The 19,082-nt window shown below is 39.6% G+C and carries 18 protein-coding genes; 9 read left to right on the forward strand and 9 right to left on the reverse strand.

What is annotated here, in order from left to right; translation table 11 throughout:
• Positions 1-8 precede the first annotated feature (8 nt).
• The 3 genes from OFN91_RS03610 to dnaG are packed head-to-tail and all read right to left on the reverse strand — an operon-like array spanning position 9 to position 3,831.
• Positions 9-1,124 carry a DUF362 domain-containing protein gene (locus OFN91_RS03610; protein WP_270873310.1) on the reverse strand — a complete coding sequence of 372 codons (1,116 nt, stop codon included), beginning with the start codon at positions 1,122-1,124 and terminating at the stop codon, positions 9-11.
• 50 nt (positions 1,125-1,174) lie between these two features.
• Complete coding sequence (locus OFN91_RS03615) at positions 1,175-2,161, reverse strand: argininosuccinate synthase domain-containing protein (protein WP_270873311.1); 987 nt, start codon at positions 2,159-2,161, stop codon at positions 1,175-1,177.
• Entirely contained in the window at positions 2,158-3,831 is a 1,674-nt protein-coding gene (dnaG, locus tag OFN91_RS03620; RefSeq protein WP_270873312.1) for a DNA primase, read from the reverse strand. Before dnaG ends, OFN91_RS03615 begins: the two co-directional genes overlap by 4 nt.
• Before the next feature lie 60 nt (positions 3,832-3,891).
• On the opposite strand from dnaG, the gene OFN91_RS03625 reads away from it, so the two are divergent.
• From OFN91_RS03625 to OFN91_RS03665, 9 genes are read left to right on the forward strand one after another with little or no spacing between them, the layout of a single operon-like run.
• Positions 3,892-4,917, forward strand: coding sequence for a tetratricopeptide repeat protein (locus OFN91_RS03625; protein ID WP_270873313.1), 1,026 nt, complete (start codon positions 3,892-3,894; stop codon positions 4,915-4,917).
• Positions 4,895-5,320, forward strand: coding sequence for a ribonuclease HI (gene rnhA / locus OFN91_RS03630; RefSeq protein WP_270873314.1), 426 nt, complete (start codon positions 4,895-4,897; stop codon positions 5,318-5,320). Before OFN91_RS03625 ends, rnhA begins: the two co-directional genes overlap by 23 nt.
• A gap of 58 nt (positions 5,321-5,378) precedes the next feature.
• Positions 5,379-6,068 (forward strand): ribonuclease III, encoded by a 690-nt coding sequence (rnc, locus tag OFN91_RS03635; RefSeq protein ID WP_270873315.1) that lies wholly within the window; start codon positions 5,379-5,381, stop codon positions 6,066-6,068.
• A complete protein-coding gene (locus tag OFN91_RS03640; RefSeq protein ID WP_270873316.1) occupies positions 6,061-8,433 on the forward strand; it encodes an AAA family ATPase in 2,373 nt (790 codons plus the stop codon). The genes rnc and OFN91_RS03640 overlap by 8 nt, the downstream gene beginning before the upstream one ends.
• Positions 8,414-9,490, forward strand: coding sequence for a DNA cytosine methyltransferase (locus tag OFN91_RS03645; protein WP_270873317.1), 1,077 nt, complete (start codon positions 8,414-8,416; stop codon positions 9,488-9,490). The genes OFN91_RS03640 and OFN91_RS03645 overlap by 20 nt, the downstream gene beginning before the upstream one ends.
• On the forward strand, positions 9,483-10,229 hold the full coding sequence (locus tag OFN91_RS03650; protein WP_270873318.1) for a restriction endonuclease: 747 nt from the start codon (positions 9,483-9,485) through the stop codon (positions 10,227-10,229). Before OFN91_RS03645 ends, OFN91_RS03650 begins: the two co-directional genes overlap by 8 nt.
• A 12-nt stretch (positions 10,230-10,241) precedes the next feature.
• On the forward strand, positions 10,242-11,312 hold the full coding sequence (gene aroC / locus OFN91_RS03655; RefSeq protein ID WP_270873319.1) for a chorismate synthase: 1,071 nt from the start codon (positions 10,242-10,244) through the stop codon (positions 11,310-11,312).
• Between the two features lie 22 nt (positions 11,313-11,334).
• The gene (locus OFN91_RS03660) at positions 11,335-12,414 is read left to right on the forward strand and encodes a hypothetical protein (RefSeq protein WP_270873320.1); all 1,080 of its coding nucleotides are present in this window, start codon (positions 11,335-11,337) and stop codon (positions 12,412-12,414) included.
• A 15-nt stretch (positions 12,415-12,429) separates the two neighbouring features.
• Positions 12,430-13,077: a CatB-related O-acetyltransferase gene (locus OFN91_RS03665; RefSeq protein ID WP_270873321.1), complete on the forward strand. Its 648-nt coding sequence runs from the start codon at positions 12,430-12,432 to the stop codon at positions 13,075-13,077.
• A gap of 55 nt (positions 13,078-13,132) precedes the next feature.
• On the opposite strand, the gene purN is transcribed toward OFN91_RS03665, so the two are convergent.
• Genes purN through tig form a run of 6 tightly spaced genes read right to left on the reverse strand, consistent with a single transcriptional unit; the run spans position 13,133 to position 19,007 of the window.
• Complete coding sequence (gene purN / locus OFN91_RS03670; RefSeq protein WP_270873322.1) at positions 13,133-13,711, reverse strand: phosphoribosylglycinamide formyltransferase; 579 nt, start codon at positions 13,709-13,711, stop codon at positions 13,133-13,135.
• Positions 13,693-15,084: an NAD(P)H-hydrate dehydratase gene (locus tag OFN91_RS03675; RefSeq protein ID WP_270873323.1), complete on the reverse strand. Its 1,392-nt coding sequence runs from the start codon at positions 15,082-15,084 to the stop codon at positions 13,693-13,695. The genes purN and OFN91_RS03675 overlap by 19 nt, the downstream gene beginning before the upstream one ends.
• A complete protein-coding gene (locus OFN91_RS03680; protein WP_270873324.1) occupies positions 15,081-16,598 on the reverse strand; it encodes a YifB family Mg chelatase-like AAA ATPase in 1,518 nt (505 codons plus the stop codon). The genes OFN91_RS03675 and OFN91_RS03680 overlap by 4 nt, the downstream gene beginning before the upstream one ends.
• A complete protein-coding gene (gene def / locus OFN91_RS03685; protein ID WP_270873325.1) occupies positions 16,595-17,113 on the reverse strand; it encodes a peptide deformylase in 519 nt (172 codons plus the stop codon). Before def ends, OFN91_RS03680 begins: the two co-directional genes overlap by 4 nt.
• Positions 17,113-17,697 (reverse strand): ATP-dependent Clp endopeptidase proteolytic subunit ClpP, encoded by a 585-nt coding sequence (gene clpP / locus OFN91_RS03690; protein WP_270858485.1) that lies wholly within the window; start codon positions 17,695-17,697, stop codon positions 17,113-17,115. Before clpP ends, def begins: the two co-directional genes overlap by 1 nt.
• Complete coding sequence (gene tig, locus OFN91_RS03695; protein ID WP_270873326.1) at positions 17,697-19,007, reverse strand: trigger factor; 1,311 nt, start codon at positions 19,005-19,007, stop codon at positions 17,697-17,699. The genes clpP and tig overlap by 1 nt, the downstream gene beginning before the upstream one ends.
• Positions 19,008-19,082: the final 75 nt, after the last annotated feature.

Here is a 19,082-nt window from a genome sequence, read left to right on the forward strand (position 1 = left end):
AGTTTTATTTACTGACCATCAGAGACCCATTTTCCGCTGATACCCTTTACGGCGTCTGCTACTTTGATTTCCACATCGCCGTTATCTATATCTATCAGGTGATAGCGGTCGTTGCCCATATCCATTTCCTTCATATACGAAAGCTGTCTAAGACCATGGCGAGTTTCTATGCGCTCGACAAGATCGTGCTTTGATGACTCTGGCAAGGCATAGACGAGATCAACTGATGCCTGATCTGCTGCTAGGATATCAAGCGAGGCGACGATGCCGATATCTGGCGTTACGACAGGGGCTGCGGCAGTTCCTTCGCAGTCGCAAGAAACGCTCATATTGCGCAATACATTTATAAAGGCGATTTTGTGAGCGAAATATGTCGTTATTGCTTTGGTGGATTCACTCATGCGCTCCATAAGCTCTTCTTCGCTGATACTCCACTGACCTTTACCCTCTGCGGAGTGGATCCATTTTTTGCCTATTCGTCCGTCAGCGCAACCGATACCAATATTTTTATTCGAACCGCCAAATCCCCCCATCATGTGTCCCTTGAAGTGAGTAAGGGCAAGAAACGAATCATAATCAAGGATATTTTTTCCCATAGACATTTCGTTAAACCATTTGCCATGCGGGACTGGTAATAACGCTGTCCCGTTTTCATCTATTATATCTACCCTAGAAAAAGTCCAGCCATTTGTTTTGAGAGTTTTGCGGTGATCTTCTGTGTTATACCTTGCGCCTGCGTAATATGTGTTTGTCTCTACAATCGAGGCATTAGAAAGACGAGAACTCATAAGCTCCTTTACCCATGGGCGTGGAATAATATTTGGTCCGTGTGGCTCTCCGGTATGGAGTTTGACCGCAACTTTTCCGACCAATACGCTTTTGATTTTATCAAATATTTTAGTAAGTCCTGCGGGAGAGAGATCCCTTGTAAAATATACATAAGACTCAGGCCCTTTTCGCTGATCATACGGAATATAGCGTTCTCCGCCGACACCAGGGACTGGGGGTTTAGACGCGCTTGTTCCCTCTTTTTTCTCTGCTGCGCTAGCATAGTTTGAGAGAGCACCAAGTGCCGCTGCGGCTCCTGCCATTTTCACAAATTTGCGCCTTACAATATCTTCCATAGTCTATACCTCTCTTTCATAAATATTATATAGTTCTATTATAAAATAATTCAGTTAATAAAATATTTTTGCGCTTCGGCCTTATCTTCAAACGGCGTGGCTATAAATTTTTCATTTTCAATGATGACTTCGTAGCTTTTGCCTGGTTGAAATTTCATATAAGTTAGCGCGAATTTCGCCGCCAACTCCATGTCATCGCCACTAGCACCGCGCGAAATGAGCGAGTATGCACCTACGAGTGGCTCGGTAAATTTAATGCGAGTAAATTTAGGATTTTGGATATTTCTTAGGCGCGCATTATCGTCTTCGTTGCGTCCGATTATCATTTTTGCACCACCGCTTAGGCGCAAATGACGGCCAAATTTTAAAATTTCAGCGTCCTGCGTGGTTTGTAATTTTTCAAATTTCATCATATCTTTGATTTTATCAGCGTAGCTTTGGATCGTAAGCAAACACCCGCCAGCTGGCGTTTCGTAATCATCAAAGCCAAATTCCCCCGCTAACTCCATTTGGCGCGTTCGCCCCCTGCCACTGATATCTAGCAGTTTTTCGCGATCGACCCAGCCGTTGATTTCAGGCGCGCTTGGTGCCATTAGTTTCGCGCTTAGCGGGCGCAAGATTAGGTTATTTTCATCACTACTTAGTTTGCGCACCTGCGCCATTGCAGCGGCCCTTTGGCTCATCGGACGCTGTCCTAGCACCTCGCCAGAAATCACAAAACTAGCCCCAAGTGCTTCTAGCATAGAAAGCGCGGTTTTAAACATATACCCATGGCAGTCTATGCAGGGGTTAAACTGCTTGCCATAGCCGTATTTTGGGCTAAAAAGCACATTTTGCAAATACTCATCTCTGATATCCACACGCAAAAACTCAGCCCCAGCCATGCGCGCTCGCTCGCTCATAATCTCGCTTTTATCATCTTTGCCACCAAAGCCAATATCCATATAAAGTGCCGTAACGCCGATATTTTGCATAGTTATTAATTTTATGGCTAGCATAGAGTCTAGCCCACCGCTAAAAAGTGCGAGTGCCTTCATTTTTTTCCTTTTAATTCGTTTATTTTTTTTTGATATTCGAGGATTTTATCGAGCCTGTCAGGGTCGTTTGAAACAAGCAATTTTTGCATTTGCTCCTCTAAAACCCTGCGACGAAGAAGCATGCAGGCCTTGATAAAATTCGTCTCATTTGTAATGGCTAAAATTTTATTATCCAAGGCAAGCGCGCGCAGACTTTGCTCGTCATCTTCGCTTTTTTGCGCTGATATTAGGGCTTCATACACCCTGCCATGCATACGGAAATCCTGCACGCTAAGGCAGTTTAGGCCGTTTGCCATGAAATTTTCGTTTAAAAGCATGGATTTTATGACTTGAAGCTCGGTTATGTCTTTTAAATTTGAGCTTTCTGGTTTTGGCGCGTTTGGCTCGGCTTTGACACTCGGCTTTGGCGCGAAATTTGCGCTCACGCCCGAATTCGAACTTAGCGAAAACGCGCTAGGCGAAACATCTAAAATTTGCGCTACCAAACTCGTATATGACTGCGCCACCACGGGATTTAGCGCGTTAGTGAATTCTTTGATTTCATTTAGAGCCTGCTCTTTTTGCACAGGGCGAGTTAGGTCGTATTTTTTGGCGATTTCACGGATCAAAAACTCTCCGCCCTCCATGCCATTAGCGTAAATTTGGGCTAGCTCGCGCACTTTGCCAGCTTGCACCATATCGGCTGGATCTGCGCCACCGCCTATGATAACCACGCTATTATCAATGCCGTTTGCGCATAAGAGTCTAGCACTTTTTATCGCAGCGTTGATTCCTGCGCTATCTCCGTCGAAGCTTAAAATCACGCGCAAATCCCCGCGTTTAATCAGTGGCAAATGTAGTGGCGTCAAAGCTGTGCCAAGCACGGCTACTGCGTTGTCGATACCTGCTTGATGAAGCATTATGACATCCATATAGCCCTCTGTGATAATGAGAGTTTTTTTATCATACGCGCTTTTTTTGGCTAGATTATAAGCGTAAAAAATTCGCGATTTATCAAAAACCGCGCACTGGGGCGAATTGACATATTTGGCAGGATTGCCACTAATCGTGCGCCCGCCAAAGCCCACGATTTTGCCAGTGTGGTTGTGAATCGGAAATGTAATGCGCTCGATAAAGCTAGCGTAGCTTCCACGCTCGTTTTGCTTAATCGCGCCCACATTAAAGGCGTCGCGCGCTTCGATTTGCTCGTTTTGCAAAACTCGGATTGTCTGCGCGCTAGACCCAGCCCAGCCAAGGCCAAATTTCTGTATCGTCTCATCACTAAGACCGCGCGAGTGCAGATACTCTACCGCGCTAGAATTGTTATAAAGCTGGCTTTGATAAAAAGCATTTAGGATTTCTAAAATTTTTTTATTTTCGCGCTGAAAATTGCGCTCATTTGTGTATTCGAGCTCGAAACCATACATCGAGGCTAGCTTTTCTACGGCTTCTTTGAAATTTAGCTTTTCGTAGTCTTGGACGAATTTTATGGCATTTCCGCCAGCCTTGCACGAAAAGCAGTGGAAAATCCCAAGCCGTGAGCTCACGCTCATGCTAGGGTGCGAATCATCGTGAAATGGACAAATTCCGACGAAATTTGAGCCAGAGCGTTTGAGTGGGACATATCTTTCTACGACATCTACGATATCAGCGACGGCTAAAAGCCTTTCAATACTTTCATTTTTAATCATTTGCAAATTATACCCACACTTTGCTATAATCGCCCTTTATTTTATACCACGAGGCGAAATTTGGACAATTTTTTTCTTGATGATCGCGATCCGATTTTTGGGCTAATTGTTTTAATCAGCATTATTTTGTTAGTTAGCGTTTTAAGCTATGTTTGGGGGATTTTTCACAAAAAAAACGAAAGGACAAATTTAGAGAATTTTATCAAAAAATTTGACACCCTAGACGCGCTTAGCGACGCTCACCGCGAGCTTTTATCAAGCCCGCAAATCGATCAGCCTACCCTTGGGGTGTTAGCGAATTCTTTTGTCAAAAGCGGGGATTATGAGCGGGCGATTGAAATTTATCTAATCGCGCTAAATAAAACCACAAACGGCGCACAAAGGGAGTTTGTGCTGACAAATTTAGGCATTGTATATTTTAAAGCCGGATTTATGGGCAGGGCTGAGGAGGTGTTTTTGGAAGCTTTGCGTCTGCGCCCACGCAACCAAACCGCGCTAAATCACCTAACCGTGATTTATGAGAGGCTTCGCAGGTTTGACGAGGCGTTGCATGTTTTAGACGCGCTGCAAGAACAAGGCGTAGATGTCTGGCAAGGCGCGCAATATATCAGAGCTCAAATCATCGCAAATGACGCAAACACGCCATTTAGCGAGAAAATAAGGCAAATTTTAGCCCTAAATTTCAAGGGTGCAAAGAGATTTTGCATAGAGCTTTTTATCAAAAACAAAGAGCCATTTGGCGAATTTAGTGAATTTCCAAATTTGAGCGAAGTGATTGATCTAATCTATCCGCTAAAAACAGCCGTAAATTTGGGCGATAGCGACTATAATGCGCTTTTTTACGCGCTAGGTAGAAGCGAGAAAAAGCCAGAAAAACCTAGCCAAAATTTCGAAATAAACGCTCTTGTAGCGATGAAGGAAGCGGGATTTGCGGGGGCTAGTTTAGCATTTTCGTATTCGTGCGCGAAATGCAAAAGCCAGGTGGGGATATTTTCTCATCGTTGCCCTGTGTGCTACGAAATGGCTAGCGTGGGTGTTGGCGCAAAAATCTCGGAAGCAAACAATGAAATCAGTCAGACTTTTTAGCGACGGTAGCAGTCTTGGAAACCCAGGAGCTGGGGGCTGGGCGTATATTTTAGAATACAAGGGCGCTAAAAAATGCGAGTGCGGCGGCAGTGCGTGCGCTACAAACAACCAAATGGAGCTAACCGCGGCGATTATGGGCTTAAAGGCGCTTAAAGAGCCATGCGAAGTGGAGCTTATCACAGATAGTCAGTATGTGGTAAATGCGATAAATTCGTGGCTTCATAAGTGGATAAAAACGGATTTTAAAAACAAAAAAAACGAGGATTTGTGGAGGGAGTATATCAGAGTGGCAAACGGCCATAAAATCACGGCCGTATGGGTCAAAGGGCATGCTGGGCACCCACAAAATGAGGCTTGCGACAGCCTAGCTAGGGGCGAGGCACAAAAATATAAAAAGGCTTAAATTTTGCAATGAGCGTTGCTAAATTTAAGAATTTTTGCAAATTTAATAAAGGAAAAAAATGCAAAATTTATCAAATTTAGAAGAAAAACTTGGTTATAAATTTAAGGATAAAGCAAGGCTTGCGGTCGCGCTAACGCACAGAAGTGCCAAAAATGGCGCAAACAACGAGAGATTGGAGTTTTTGGGCGATGCGGTTATGGATTTGATAGTGGGGGAGTATTTGTTTGTGAAATTTAACTCAAATGAGGGGGACCTTAGCAAACTGCGCGCGGCACTTGTCAATGAGACGAGTTTTTCGAAATTTGCTAGATTTTTGGGGATTGGGGCGTGTCTGAATATGTCGGCTTCCGAGGAAAAAAACGGCGGCAGGGAGAAAAACTCGCTACTTTCTGACGCTTTTGAGGCGACGATTGGCGCGCTGTATTTGGAGGTGGGGCTAGAAAAAACGGCCAAAATCGTAACCACTCTGCTAGAAAAAATTTATCCAAAGATCGAATTTAACGAACTTGTGAAGGATTATAAAACCTCGCTTCAAGAAATCACGCAGGCAAAATTTGGCGTTACGCCAGAGTATCGCTTGCTAGGCTCAACTGGACCTGATCATAAAAAAAGCTTTGAAATGGCGGTTTTTGTGGGTGGCAAGGAGTTTGCGAGGGACATCGGAAACAGCAAAAAAGAGGCCGAACAAAAGGCGGCAAAGATTGCGATTGAGATTTTAGAAAAATCGCAAGGAAATATAAATGATTAGAAAATTTCAAAAGATAAATTGTGCTTCTTATGTGAATTTTGATTGGAATAATAATGAAGAGTTAAAAAAAATTAATATTTTTTATGGACATAATGGAAGCGGAAAAACAACTTTATCAAGGATTTTAAGAAGTTTTGAAATAAAAAAGCTTTATGAAAAATATGACAATCAGGAATTTGAACTATTGTTAGACGACAATGTTGCTTTATCGCAATCTGACATAGAAAACAATAATTTAAATGTTCGTGTTTATAACAAAGATTTTATAAATGACAATTTAAAATTTTTAATAGATGATAGCAATGGAGATATAAAAGCATTTAAATCTAGTGTTATTGGTCGAGATAATACAGAAATTGAAATGCAAATACAAGCTTTAAAATTAAAATTAGGAAATGAAGAAGATAAAGACAAAAATATAGAATATAGTGGTTTGTTTAGAGAATTATTTGATTTAGAAGAACAAAAGAAAAATTTTGAAGCAAATAAAGCAATAAAAGAAACCGATTTAAACACAAATTTAATTAATAAGGCAAGAGAAATTAAGCAAGATAGTATTTTGATGAATGTTAATTACAATAAAAGTAATTTGGAAAAAGACATAAATGATATTATAAGCAATTATAATATCTATATGCTAAATGAAGATGAAGAAAGAACAAATAGAGAAATTTTGGCAGAACAAGAAAAAAATATAATTAATTTTAATAAAAATTTAGTATTTGGCAAAGATAAATTTGACAATATATATAATGAAGCAAAAAATATTTTAGAAAAAGAGATAAAGCAAGCACAAAATTTAGAAGCAAATGTAAGGCAATGGCTTGAACAAGGCATAAAGCTTCATAGTAGTTCTGAAAAATGTATATTTTGTGAAAATATTTTAAATCACGAGCGTTGGCAATGGCTTATAGATAATATTCAAAATGCCAATGTAGAAGAAAGAAGAGAATTAGAACAATCTATCAATATGTTGTTAGAAGAATGTGATAGTGCAAAATTAAACATAGAAAATATTTTAAATTTTAATATAAGGGCATTTTATACAACCAATGAAAATGAATTTTTGCAATATGAAAGTAATTTAAAAGCCTTAATACAAGAATACAATAACAATTTAAATATTATAAAAAATGACTTAATGCAAAAACAAAGCAATATTTTTGAAAAAATTACTTTAAATTCTTTGATATGTGACAAATCGAGTAATATTAAAACGATTTTAGAAAATTTAGAAACATTATGCAATAACAATAATAATATAACTGAAAATCTTACTACAAGCAAAGAAGAAGCTAGAAAAAAAATAAAACTTCATATCGTAGCTAAATTTATTGAAGAAAAAGAATATAAAGAAAAAAAAGAAGAATTAAATTTATTACAAGAAAATATAAATTCAACAGGTATTGATATACAAAATAAAAAAAATGAAATTGAAGAAATAAATAATAAAATAACAAATTTAGAAGATAAAAAAAGCGATGAAAGAGAAGCGGCAAATAATGCAAATGAGTTATTAAATTCTTATTTTGGAAATAAAAATTTAAAATTTAATCCTATCAATGAAAAAGAATTTGAAGTTTTAAGGAATGGAGAAAAAGCCATAAATTTAAGCGAAGGCGAGTGCAGTTTGGTTGCATTTTGCTATTTTATGGCAAAATTAAAAAATGATTTGCAAAACAACAGTGATTTAATAATTTGGATTGATGACCCAATTTCTAGCCTTGATACAAATTATATATTTTATACTTTTGCTATTATAAATGATGAACTGTTTAATGATGAAAATTTAAATTTTCAACAATTTTTTATCTCTACTCATAATTTGGATTTTTTAAAGTATTTAAAACGATTAAAAACGGGTAGTAACAACCAAAGAGCATATTTTTTGGTAGAAAAATCAGTTGATAGCAGAATAACTAATATGCCAAAATATTTAAAAGAGCACATAACGGAATTTAATTATCTTTTTAAAACAATTCATGACCACTGTAAAATATCAGACGAATATTTAAATGATAATGATAGGTTGGCTACGATATATAATTTTGGGAATAATTTAAGAAAATTTTTGGAATTATATTTGTATTTTAAATATCCCGATGTGGTTGATGATAATAAAGAGTTATCAATTAAAATTCCCCGTTTTTTTGGTAAGAATAAGAACTCAATAGTTACTGAAAGATATGCTAATGAATATTCTCATTTGCTAGGAGTATTTGAACGAGGAATGCGAGAAGTAGATATTCCAGAAAGTAAAAAAATAGCACAATTTGTTTTAGATACAATTAAAGAAAAAGACAAAGAACAATATAATGCTTTATTAAAAAGCATAGGAGTCAGCAATGACCTACAAAATAGCTGATATTTTTTGCGGAGCTGGTGGGCTTAGCTATGGTTTTAGCAAAAACGATAAATTTGAAATAGTTTTTGCTAACGACATAGATGAAAACGCCGTAAATTCATACAAAGCAAACCACAAAAACACGGCTATTTTATGCAAAGATATAGCGAATTTAAGCCAAAATGAAATCGAAAAATTCGGACAAATTGATATTTTGCTAGGCGGTCCGCCGTGCCAAAGCTACTCGACACTTGGCAAAAGGCAAATGGATAGCAGGGCAATTTTATTTAAAGAATATTTGCGAATTTTAAAAATTTTATCCCCAAAAATGTTTATTTTCGAAAATGTTAGGGGAATTTTATCTATGCAAGGCGGAAAATTATTTAAACAAATTTGTGCTGAGTTTGAAAATTTGGGCTACAAAACGGATTATAAGATTTTAAATACCGCTGAATTTGGTGTTCCGCAAATCAGAGAGCGAGTTTTGCTAGTAGGCACAAAAAAGGGCAAATTTAAATTTCCTAGTCCCACACACGGCGAAAACGAGCGAGATTTATCAAATTTTATATCGTTAAAAGAAGCGATTGATGATTTGCCGATTATTGGGAGTGGCGAAAATGGCAACGATAGGTCGTATCGCCACGCACCGAATAATGAATTTTTAAAATTTGTTAGAAATTCGGCAAATTTAACCGAGCATTCAAGCCCAAAAAACAATCCAAATTTAATCAAAATTATGCAAACGCTAAAAGACGGCGAGTGCAAGGACGATTTGCCAAGTGAAATTCGCCCAAAATCAGGCTATACAAACACTTATGCTAAAATGTGGTGGAACCGCCCAGCTCCTACAATCACACGCAATTTCGCCACCCCGTCAAGCTCTCGTTGTATCCACCCGCGAGATTCAAGAGCGCTTAGCATTAGGGAAGGTGCTAGGCTTCAAAGTTTCCCTGATGATTACGCTTTTTGTGGAAGCGACCAGTCGAAAAGACTGCAAATCGGAAATGCCGTGCCACCGCTTCTTAGTATTGCTTTGTCAAATTCGGTTTTAGAGTTTTTAGGAGAAAATTATGTTTAATAGCGACGATTTTAAAGAATATAGAAAAAAACTTGGATTTTCATCAAAGGTAGATTTTAAAAATTTTTTATCGGCAAAAGATATTGAAGCTAGTGTCGATTTTGCCTATATTGGGAGCTTAAACGATAGACTATGCGAAATTTTTACAAAGATAAATTCAATTTATTATGCTCCGTGCGATATTGATAAATTTTTGCAAAATAATCTATTTGTAACCTTTGAGAAGCTCAAAAATAACGGAATTTTAAATAAATTAAACAATCAAGGCAGACGAAAAGAAGAAGTTTATTTTAGTTGGATGCGCGGGTTTTTGAGCCTTGAATTTTTTAAAGGTGCGATTTCTGAGATTTTTGAAGTCAAAATTTCGCAAATAAAAAACATAGGCGATGATAAATTTGATAGCTTGGATTCTTTTAAAAGAACGCCAAAGGCTGATTTGGAATTTAATGCTTATAGAATCGAAGCCCAAAGTGGATTTCAGGGCATAAACGACATAAAACAGCACAAGGTCTTAGAAGCAAAACGAGTTTTTGCCGAGAGTAAAATTCAAACTCTCGTTTTGCATTTTGATTTATTTAACGGACAGGTTGCGTTCGTGGATATTTCAAATATCGCTGATGACGATTTGAACTGGATTACAAGGCAACAAATGGAAGGTCAAACCGTATTTAACATAGACCAAAACTATTTTAAGTGGCTGATAGATAAAAATCCGCCAAAATTCACAGATATTTTATAACGGAGATTTGATATGAACACACTAGGTATAAAACTCAGGCTTACGACTTTTGGGGAGAGCCACGGCGTGGCGATTGGTGGGGTGTTGGACGGTTTTCCTGCGGGTGTGAAAATCGATACTAAATTTTTACAAGCCGAACTAGATAAACGCAAACCCGGCGGTAAATTTGCCACTTCTCGCAAAGAAAGCGATGAGGTGCAGATTTTAAGCGGAGTGTTTGACGGGCTTAGCACGGGTGCGCCCATTGGATTTGTGATTTACAACGCAAATCAGCACTCAAAAGACTATGAAAATTTAAAAGAGCTTTTTCGCCCGGGACACGCTGATTTTGGCTATTTTGCTAAATACGGCATTAGGGATCACAGAGGCGGCGGCAGAAGCTCGGCAAGAGAAAGCGCTATAAGGGTCGCAGGTGGCGCGTTTGCGCAGATGCTTTTAAATGAATTTGGCGTGAGCGTGAAAAGCGGAGTTTTAAGCGTGGGCGAAATAATGGCTGAGAATTTAGACTTCGCAAATGCTGATAATAGCGAGATTTTCGCGCTTGATAAGGGCGTGGAGAATTCGCAAAAAGAATTAATCGCAAATTTAAAGAAAAAGGGCGAGAGCGTGGGTGCGAGTGTGCTAACAATCGCAAATGGCGTGCCAAAGGGGCTTGGAGAGCCACTTTATGCTAAGGCTGACGCGTTAATCGGCGGGGCGTTCATGGGGCTAAACGGCGTAAAAGCCGTAGAGATTGGCGACGGCGTGGAAGTTTCGCATAAATTTGGAAGCGAAAATAATGATTTTATGGATAAAAATGGCTTTAAATCAAACCACGCAGGGGGCATTCTTGGCGGTATCACAACAGGTGAGCAAATCATCATAAAAACGCATTTTAAGCCGACCCCTAGCATTTTTGCCGACCAGCCGACGATTGATAAAAACGGCGATGAAACGATTTGTTCGCTTCGTGGTCGCCACGATCCTTGTATCGGAGTGCGTGGAAGCGTAGTCTGCACGGCACTTTTACGGCTAATCTTAGCTGATTTACTTCTATTAAACGCAAGTGCAAATTTGGGGAATTTAAAGAAAATTTACGGATAAAATTTAAATTAAAAGGCAAAAAATGAGAAAGATTTGTTTAATTTTTATATTTTTAAATGTCGCATTTGGCGATATAGCGGATAAATTCGCACAAGAGTGCGAAAACGGAGATGTTAAAATTTGCACACTCTTGGCTAGGAGCTATGAAAGTGGTTTATTAAATAACGAATTGCCATTTGCCTATGAAAAGGTTTTTTTAAAAAATGAGTGTGAAAAAAACGATGCTTTAAGTTGTGCTTTATATACAAATCATTTTGACAAAAAAGATGAACCACAAATTTGGAAAAAAGCCCTAGAAGTTGAAAAAAAAGAGTGCGAAAGTGGGAGTGCAAAAGGGTGTGATTATACAGGACATAGATACGACCATTATGAGCATTATTTTGGTGAAAAATTAGAGAATAATAGAGAAATAGCCGAGCAATACTATGAAAAAGCCAAAGGGCTTTATGAAAAGGAGTGTAAAAACGGCGTGGCTTATAGCTGTTTGCAAATTTGGGAATTAACAACTCGCAAAATGATGAATAGAGATGAAGCTTATGGCGAAAAAATGCTTGAAAAGGCACACCAAATTTATGAAAAAGAGTGTGAAAGTGGCATAGATAATATAGAAAGCTGTATAAAAAGAATTTATAATCCGAACAAACCATATAAAAAATTCATACCTATGCTTAAAACAAATTGTGAAAAAGGAAGCCTATATGCTTGTAAAACATTATTAAATTCCAAATTTTATGATCATCAAGTAGGTAAAAAAAGACTAAAAGAAAAAGAGATACAAGAAATTAGAGAAACATATTTAAGCTTTTTAGAAAAATCGTGCGAAAACGGAAGTGCGGAAGGCTGTTTAGACCTTAGTAGGGTTTATAAGGATTTTAATTTTGGAATAATGGATTTTACAAAAGCCGAACAAGTTCATAAAAAAAGTATAAATTTATTTGCAAAAGAGTGCGATAAAGGCGATAGAAGCAGTTGTCTTGCATTTAGTCGTCAAATTGGTTATTCGTCAATACCTTTTGAAAAAAATGAAAATTTAGCCAAAAAATATTATGAAAAAGCTTGTGAATTGGGCGAAACACTTGCGTGTAAAGCATTAGATAAGTAGCTATATGGAGTAAATATGAAAATTCTCCCAAACCCAAACGAAATTTTCCCCTTAAAATCTGGGTTAGAAAGTGTAACTTATATAAAGCCGACCATTAAAAATAAAAATATAATTGTGGGCGAATTTAGCTACTATGCGGGGCAGAATTTTGAGGGGCAGGTTACGCACCATTATGATTTCATCGGCGACAGGCTAATCATCGGCAAATTTTGTCAAATCGGGGCTGGGGTGGAGTTTATGATGAACGGCGCAAACCACGCTATGGGCGGTATTAGCACATTTCCGTTTTATATTTTTAAGGGTTTTTTGCAAGACGCTCCGAGCCTTGATAAATTGCCGATTAAAGGCGACACGGTGGTCGGAAACGATGTGTGGATAGGGCAACGCTCGCTCATATTACCAGGAGCTAAAATCGGTGATGGCGTGATAATCGGCGCTCGTAGTGTAGTCGGTGGCGAGATAGAGCCGTATAGCATAGTCGCCGGAAACCCTGCAAGGCTAGTGCGAAAACGCTTCGATGATGAGATGATAAATTTGCTCTTGGGTCTTAAATGGTGGGACAAAAGCGTGGCAGAAATCGACAGGCTGGGCGAAATTCTTTCAAACGATGATTTGCAAAAAGTGAAAGAAAAAATCAAAGAAATGCTTGGAAAAACCGAATAAATTTAATGAAATTTGATTGAAATTTAGCGGTGCAAATTTCAATCAAAACCAAATCTTAAATCTCACCTTTTAAAATTTTAACTATTGTGCGAGGCAGTATTTCATGCTCAATTTCGTGGATTTTGGCCTCCCACTCATCGCGCGTTTTGCCCTCTCTGGCAAAAGCCTCTTGGGCTATGATTTTGCCCCCGTCTAGCTCCGCGCTGACTAGATGCACGCTCACCCCGCCTACTTGCATATCGCTTGCAAAGCTCTCGTCGATTGCGTGTGCGCCTTTGAAAAGTGGCAAAAGCGACGGGTGCAGGTTAATCGCCTTGATTTGCTCGCAAAATACTGGCGTAAGAACTCTCATAAAGCCCGCTAGCACAGTTAGCTCGGCGCCACTTTTTTTGATAACTTCTACTACTTTTGCGTCAAATTCCTCTCTACTAACAAACGCTTTATGATCAATAACAACGCTTGTTAGTCCGTATTTTTCGGCTTTTTGGATACCTAACGCGTTAGGTTTGTTAGTTAGTGTTAGCACAACTTCGATTTTAATATCGCCAAAAATTTTGCCATGAAGCTTTTCTAAAATCGCCTCTAAATTACTTCCGCTGCCGCTAAAAAGCACGGCTATTTTTTTCGTAACCATTTTATCTCCTCGATGATGTCAAATGGGTTTAGTGAATATGAGTTTTTCCTAAAATTTCGCCCAGCTAAGGCATGGGCCAAAACGCCATTTATTGCGGCTTCGCGCGAGCTATAACCTTGGGCTAAAAGCCCTGTGATGAGGCCTGATAGCACATCGCCACTGCCTGCTTTGGCTAGCGCGCTAACTCCCCTCTCGCACACAAAAAGCTCGCCACGGTGCGCTATAATGGTGTTTGCACCTTTTAGCACGAGCACAGATTTGGTAGCAAGCGAAAATTTGCGCGCTAAGGCAAAGCGATCTTTTTGCACTTCGCCCACGCTTAAATTTGCGATTTTTGCCAAGCTTAGCAAGGCGGCAAATTCCTTCGGGTGTGGCGTGATAACGGCGTTTTCGTTAGTTTGCAAAATTTCAATGATCGAGTCAGAGTAGCACAAATCCGCGTCGATGACGCAAGGCGTGCTAGCTAGGATTTGCGCGTCAAATTTCGCCCCTCCTAGCCCCATACCAGCCCCGATTGCGCTAGCGCCCAAAAACTCGTTTTTGCGCATTAAAATCGGATTTAGATTTTTTACCTTGCCTACGACGCTGACTAACCCTGCGCCGATTGCGTGCGCGCTAAGGGCGGCGATTTGGGCTGCGCCACTCATTTCGCCAGAGGCGATAAAGGCATGGCCAAATTCGCCTTTATTTGTGTTTTTTTTCTTTCGAAATGGCAGGCGTAAATCAGATTTTTCTAGCAAAAACGCGTCAGGCGAAGTGGCAAATTTATCCTCACAAATGCCTAAATTTGCCAGTTTTATCTTGCCGGTAAAATCTTTTGCCAAATCGCTAAAAAGCGAGATTTTCAGCGCTCCCATACACACTGTGTAATCCGCCTCGAACGCCATAGGTCTTGGCACGCCAGCCAAATCGATTCCGCTTGGGATATCAATGGCGATTTTTAGGGCTTTGGCATGGTTTGCTCGCCCTAGTATCTCGCATACTTTTTTATCCATATCGCGCGATAAACCGCTTCCAAAAACGCCGTCGATTATGCAGTCAAATTTGAAATTTTCCAAATTTTGGCTAAATTTTACACCGACTTTTTTGGCGATTTCGCTTTGAAATTTAAACGCTTCGTTTTTTGGTTCGCCAAAGATTAAAAACGCTTCGCACAAATAATCCCCGCTTAGCCTGCGAAGCACGCAAATAGCGTCGTTCGCGTTATTTCCTGCCCCACATAGGGCTAAAATTTTTGCCCCCTTTTTCAGCTTTTTGCGGATTAAAATTTCTACGCCACTAGCGGCGTTTTCCATTAAAATTTTCTCATCAATGCCTAAATTTTGGCTTGCGTTTTTGTCAAATTCGGCTGTGCTAAAATACAAATTTTTCATATCTCGCTCCTAGTTCGAAAGCTCAGAGCTTCGAGTAAATGGGCTTTTGCGATGACTTCGCTCTCGCTTAGATCAGCGATACTTCGCGCTACTTTTTTGGTTTTTATAATCCCTCTTTGGCTTAGATTATACCTAGCAATCGCGCTTTCTAGGATATTTTGCGCGCTTGATTCCAAAACGCAAAACTTCTGCACATCCTTATCACTTAATTTCGCGTTTAGCTCGTTTTGCTGCCTTAGTTTTTGCGCGCGAAAGGCGCACACCACCCTCTCATACATCTCCTCGCTAGATATGCTAGATCTATCGTCCTTGCTGACCTCGTCCATAGCCACATACAGATCAATCCTATCAAGCAGTGGCCCAGAAATCACGCTTTTGTATTTTTTGATTTCGTTTGCCGAGCATGAGCATGAGGTCGATTGCGAAAACAAATGTCCGCACGGGCAGGGGTTTTGCGCTGCGACAAAGATAAATTTCGTCTCATACTCTGTTTTGGAATTTACCCGCGAGATTAAAATTTTATTATCTTCGAGCGGTTCTCGCAGGCTTTCTAAAATTTGCTTTCCAAAGTGCGGAAGCTCGTCGAAAAACAGCTCACCGCCGTTTGCCAAAGCCACCTCGCCGATACGCGCTCCAAGCGAACCGCCGCCGAAAATCGAGCTTCTAGTGCTTGTGTGATGAGGCGAGCGAAAGGCTCTGAGTGCGCTAAAATCGACATTTTTGTTGTTTAATGACTCATAAGCGCACGAAAGCAAAATCTCACTCACGCTTTGAGGTGGCAAAATTTGGGCTATGCGTTTAGCGCACATTGATTTGCCACACCCTGGACTGCCCTCAAAGAGTATGTTATGCATACCGCTAGCGGCGATTAGGCTCGCTCTTTTGGCTCTTTCTTGGCCTTTTATGTCTTTGAAATTTAGGGTGAAATTTCGGTTTGGGACATAAATTTCACTGCCGATTTTGATAACATCTTTAAAAATCGGGTGAGTTTCGCTCATAAGGCAGGTCTCAGCAAATTTATCATCGCTAAAAAATCTAATCGCTTCTGCTAAATTTTCGACCGCATAAACCTCGTAATTTGGGATTGTGCAGGCTCTAAGCGCGATTTCTTTTGGCACTAAAATTTTAGCCTTTTTCACATGCGTGCTTAAAAACAGCAGTGTCGAAAACAAAGAGGCCGTGGATTTAAGCGCCCCGTCAAGTCCAAGCTCGCCAAATACGAAAAAATCGTCCCCAAAGCTCTCTTTTTGCAAAGCGATTAAAAGCGCGATTGCAAGGTCGAAGTGCGAGCCGTTTTTGGGCACATCAGAGGGGGAGAGATTTATAATGATTTTAGAGGCTGGGAATTTGAAATTTAGGCTCATCAAAGCCGCTTTTACCCTGCTTTCGCTCTCTTTAATCGTAGTCCCTGCAAGGCCAACGATATTAAAGCCAGGAAGGCCTCTAACAAATGTGCTTTCTACACTGACACTGATTAAAGTATCGGTAAAAACAGCGCATTTTAGAGATTTCATTTTGATTTTTCTTTTTTGTTTTTGCGGTATTCTTTGTCAAATTTTTTGCGGTTGTTGTAGCCTATGCGCTCGATAAAAAGGTGCCCGTCTAGGTGGTCTAGCTCGTGCTGGATACACACAGCCAAAAGCTCATCGGCGTTTAGCTCGTGTTTTTCGCCGTTTCTATCTTGGTAATTTAGCGTGATTTTGCGCGCTCTTTTGACCTCTTCGTAGTATCCTGGCACGCTAAGGCAGCCTTCTTGGTAGATGATTTCATCTTCTTTTTGTGTGATTACGGGATTTATGAGTTCTAGCAAATCGGCTTTGTCTTGCACGCCCTCTTCGTTGGCTAAATTTATCACAACGGCTCTGATTGGATTAGCCACTTGGATAGCAGCTAGTCCAATGCCGTTTTTACTTATCATGGTTTCATACATATCGTCTAAAAATTTCGCCAGCTCATCGTCAAATTTGATGACCTCTTTGGAGCGAACATGGAGTTTTTTGTTCGGATATGTAAGAATTTCTAAAACCATTATTTAAAGCTCTTTTCCAATACCTTGTCGATTAGTCCATATTCGCTGGCCTCTTTCGCGCTCATGAAAAAATCTCTCTCGCAGTCTTTTTCGATATCGCTTAAATTTTTGCCTGTGTTTTGGGCTAAAATTTGATTTAGTTGCGATTTCATACGCAAAATTTCTTTTGCTTGGATTTCGATATCGGTGGCTTGGCCCTGGGCACCGCCGAGAGGTTGGTGAATCATAATACGCGCATTTGGTAGGGCATATCGTTTGCCTTTGGTGCCACAACTAAGCAAAAATGCGCCCATTGAAGCAGCCTGACCTATGCAGATCGTGCTGACATCTGGTTTGATGTAATTCATAGTATCATAAATGCTAAATCCGCTCGTAACCACGCCACCAGGGCTGTTGATATACATATAGATATCTTTGTCTGGATCTTCTGCCTCTAAAAATAGCAGTTGGGCTACGATTGCGCTGGCTACATCGTCGTTGATTTCGCCACTTAGCATTACAATGCGATCTTTAAGCAAGCGAGAGTAGATATCATAGCTTCTCTCGCCTCTGCTTGTTTGCTCGATTACATAAGGTAAAAACATTATTCGCCTTCTTTGTCGTCTTTGTTTTTGCTAAAAATATTGTTGAAAAGTTTTTCCTCGATTAGCGCCATTTTAACAGCTGGCAAAACGCCTCTTTTGCGATATTCTTCAAGGTGAGCTTTCGGATCTAGGCCGTTTGAGTAGGCTTCGAAGTAAATGGCTTGGATTAGCTCTTGATCGCTGACATCAATACCGCGTTTTTTAGCCAAAGCGTCGATCAAAAATGTGATTTTTACGCTTTTTTCTGCGCCAGCTCTAAATTCATCGCGTTTTTTCTCAATTGCTTTTTGATCTTTTTTAAATTCTTCGATTGTAGCCTCATCAAATGAGCGCCAAGCGTTGTTAAATTGTAAATTTATCTCTTGCTCGACGATTGATTTTGGCAAATCAAAGTTAAATTTCTCAGCCAAAGCATCAGCCATTTTTGGTTTTAACTCTTCTTCGATTTTTTTGCGAAGTTTGTCATTTTTGAGCTGTTCTTTAATCGTGCTTTCAACCTTTTCTTTTGTAGGTTTTTCCTCGCCTGGAAGTATGCGTTTTAGCATATCCTCATCAAGCTCAGTAGCTGGTTTTTTGCACTGAATTTCATGTAGTTTTACTTTAAAAATCGCGTCTTTTCCCGCAAGGTGTTTCGCGCCGTATTCAGCTGGGAATTTCACGCTTACATCGCGCTCTTCGCCGACTTTTAGTCCGATCATACCATCCTCGAAACCCGGGATAAATTGATTTGAGCCGATTTCAAGCACATAATCTTTTGCCTCGCCACCCTCGAAAGCCTCGCCATCAACGAAACCTTTGAAGTCAAATTTGGCAAAATCGCCCTTTTCAAGCTCTGTTTTATCTGATTTTTCTAGTGGAGCGACCATTAATAAAATTTTATTTATCTCGTCCTCAATCTCTTTTTTGGTTACGCGAGGTGTCGAAAACTCAGGAATTAGCTCCTCGTATCCGTCGATATTGACCTCTGGGCGGAAAGAAATTTCCATCTCTACATCGATATTTCCGTCTTTTTCATCGTATTTAGAAAAAATTGGCTCGCCGATTACTTCATCAGCTTTTTTATTTATGCTTTTGATTGATTCGTCGATGATATTTTTAAAAATCTCTTGTTTTGCGTCTTGTTCTAACTGCGCGCCGTATCGTTTCATCACGACTGCTACTGGGACTTTGCCCTTTCTGAAACCGTCGATTTTAAGGTTTTTGGCGGCTTTTTTAGCAAGATCATCTACTTTTTTAGCGATAGTGTCTGCATCGATTTTTGTGCTTGCTACTGCGTTAGCAGAGTTTGTTAGCTTTGCATTGATTTCCATAAATTTCCTTTTAAAAAATTTTAAAATTAAAGCGCAGAATATACCAAAATTTTGCTTAATAATTTTAAAATTTGG

The organism is Campylobacter sp. JMF_08 NE1, assembly GCF_027737875.1.
GTDB lineage: Bacteria > Campylobacterota > Campylobacteria > Campylobacterales > Campylobacteraceae > Campylobacter_B.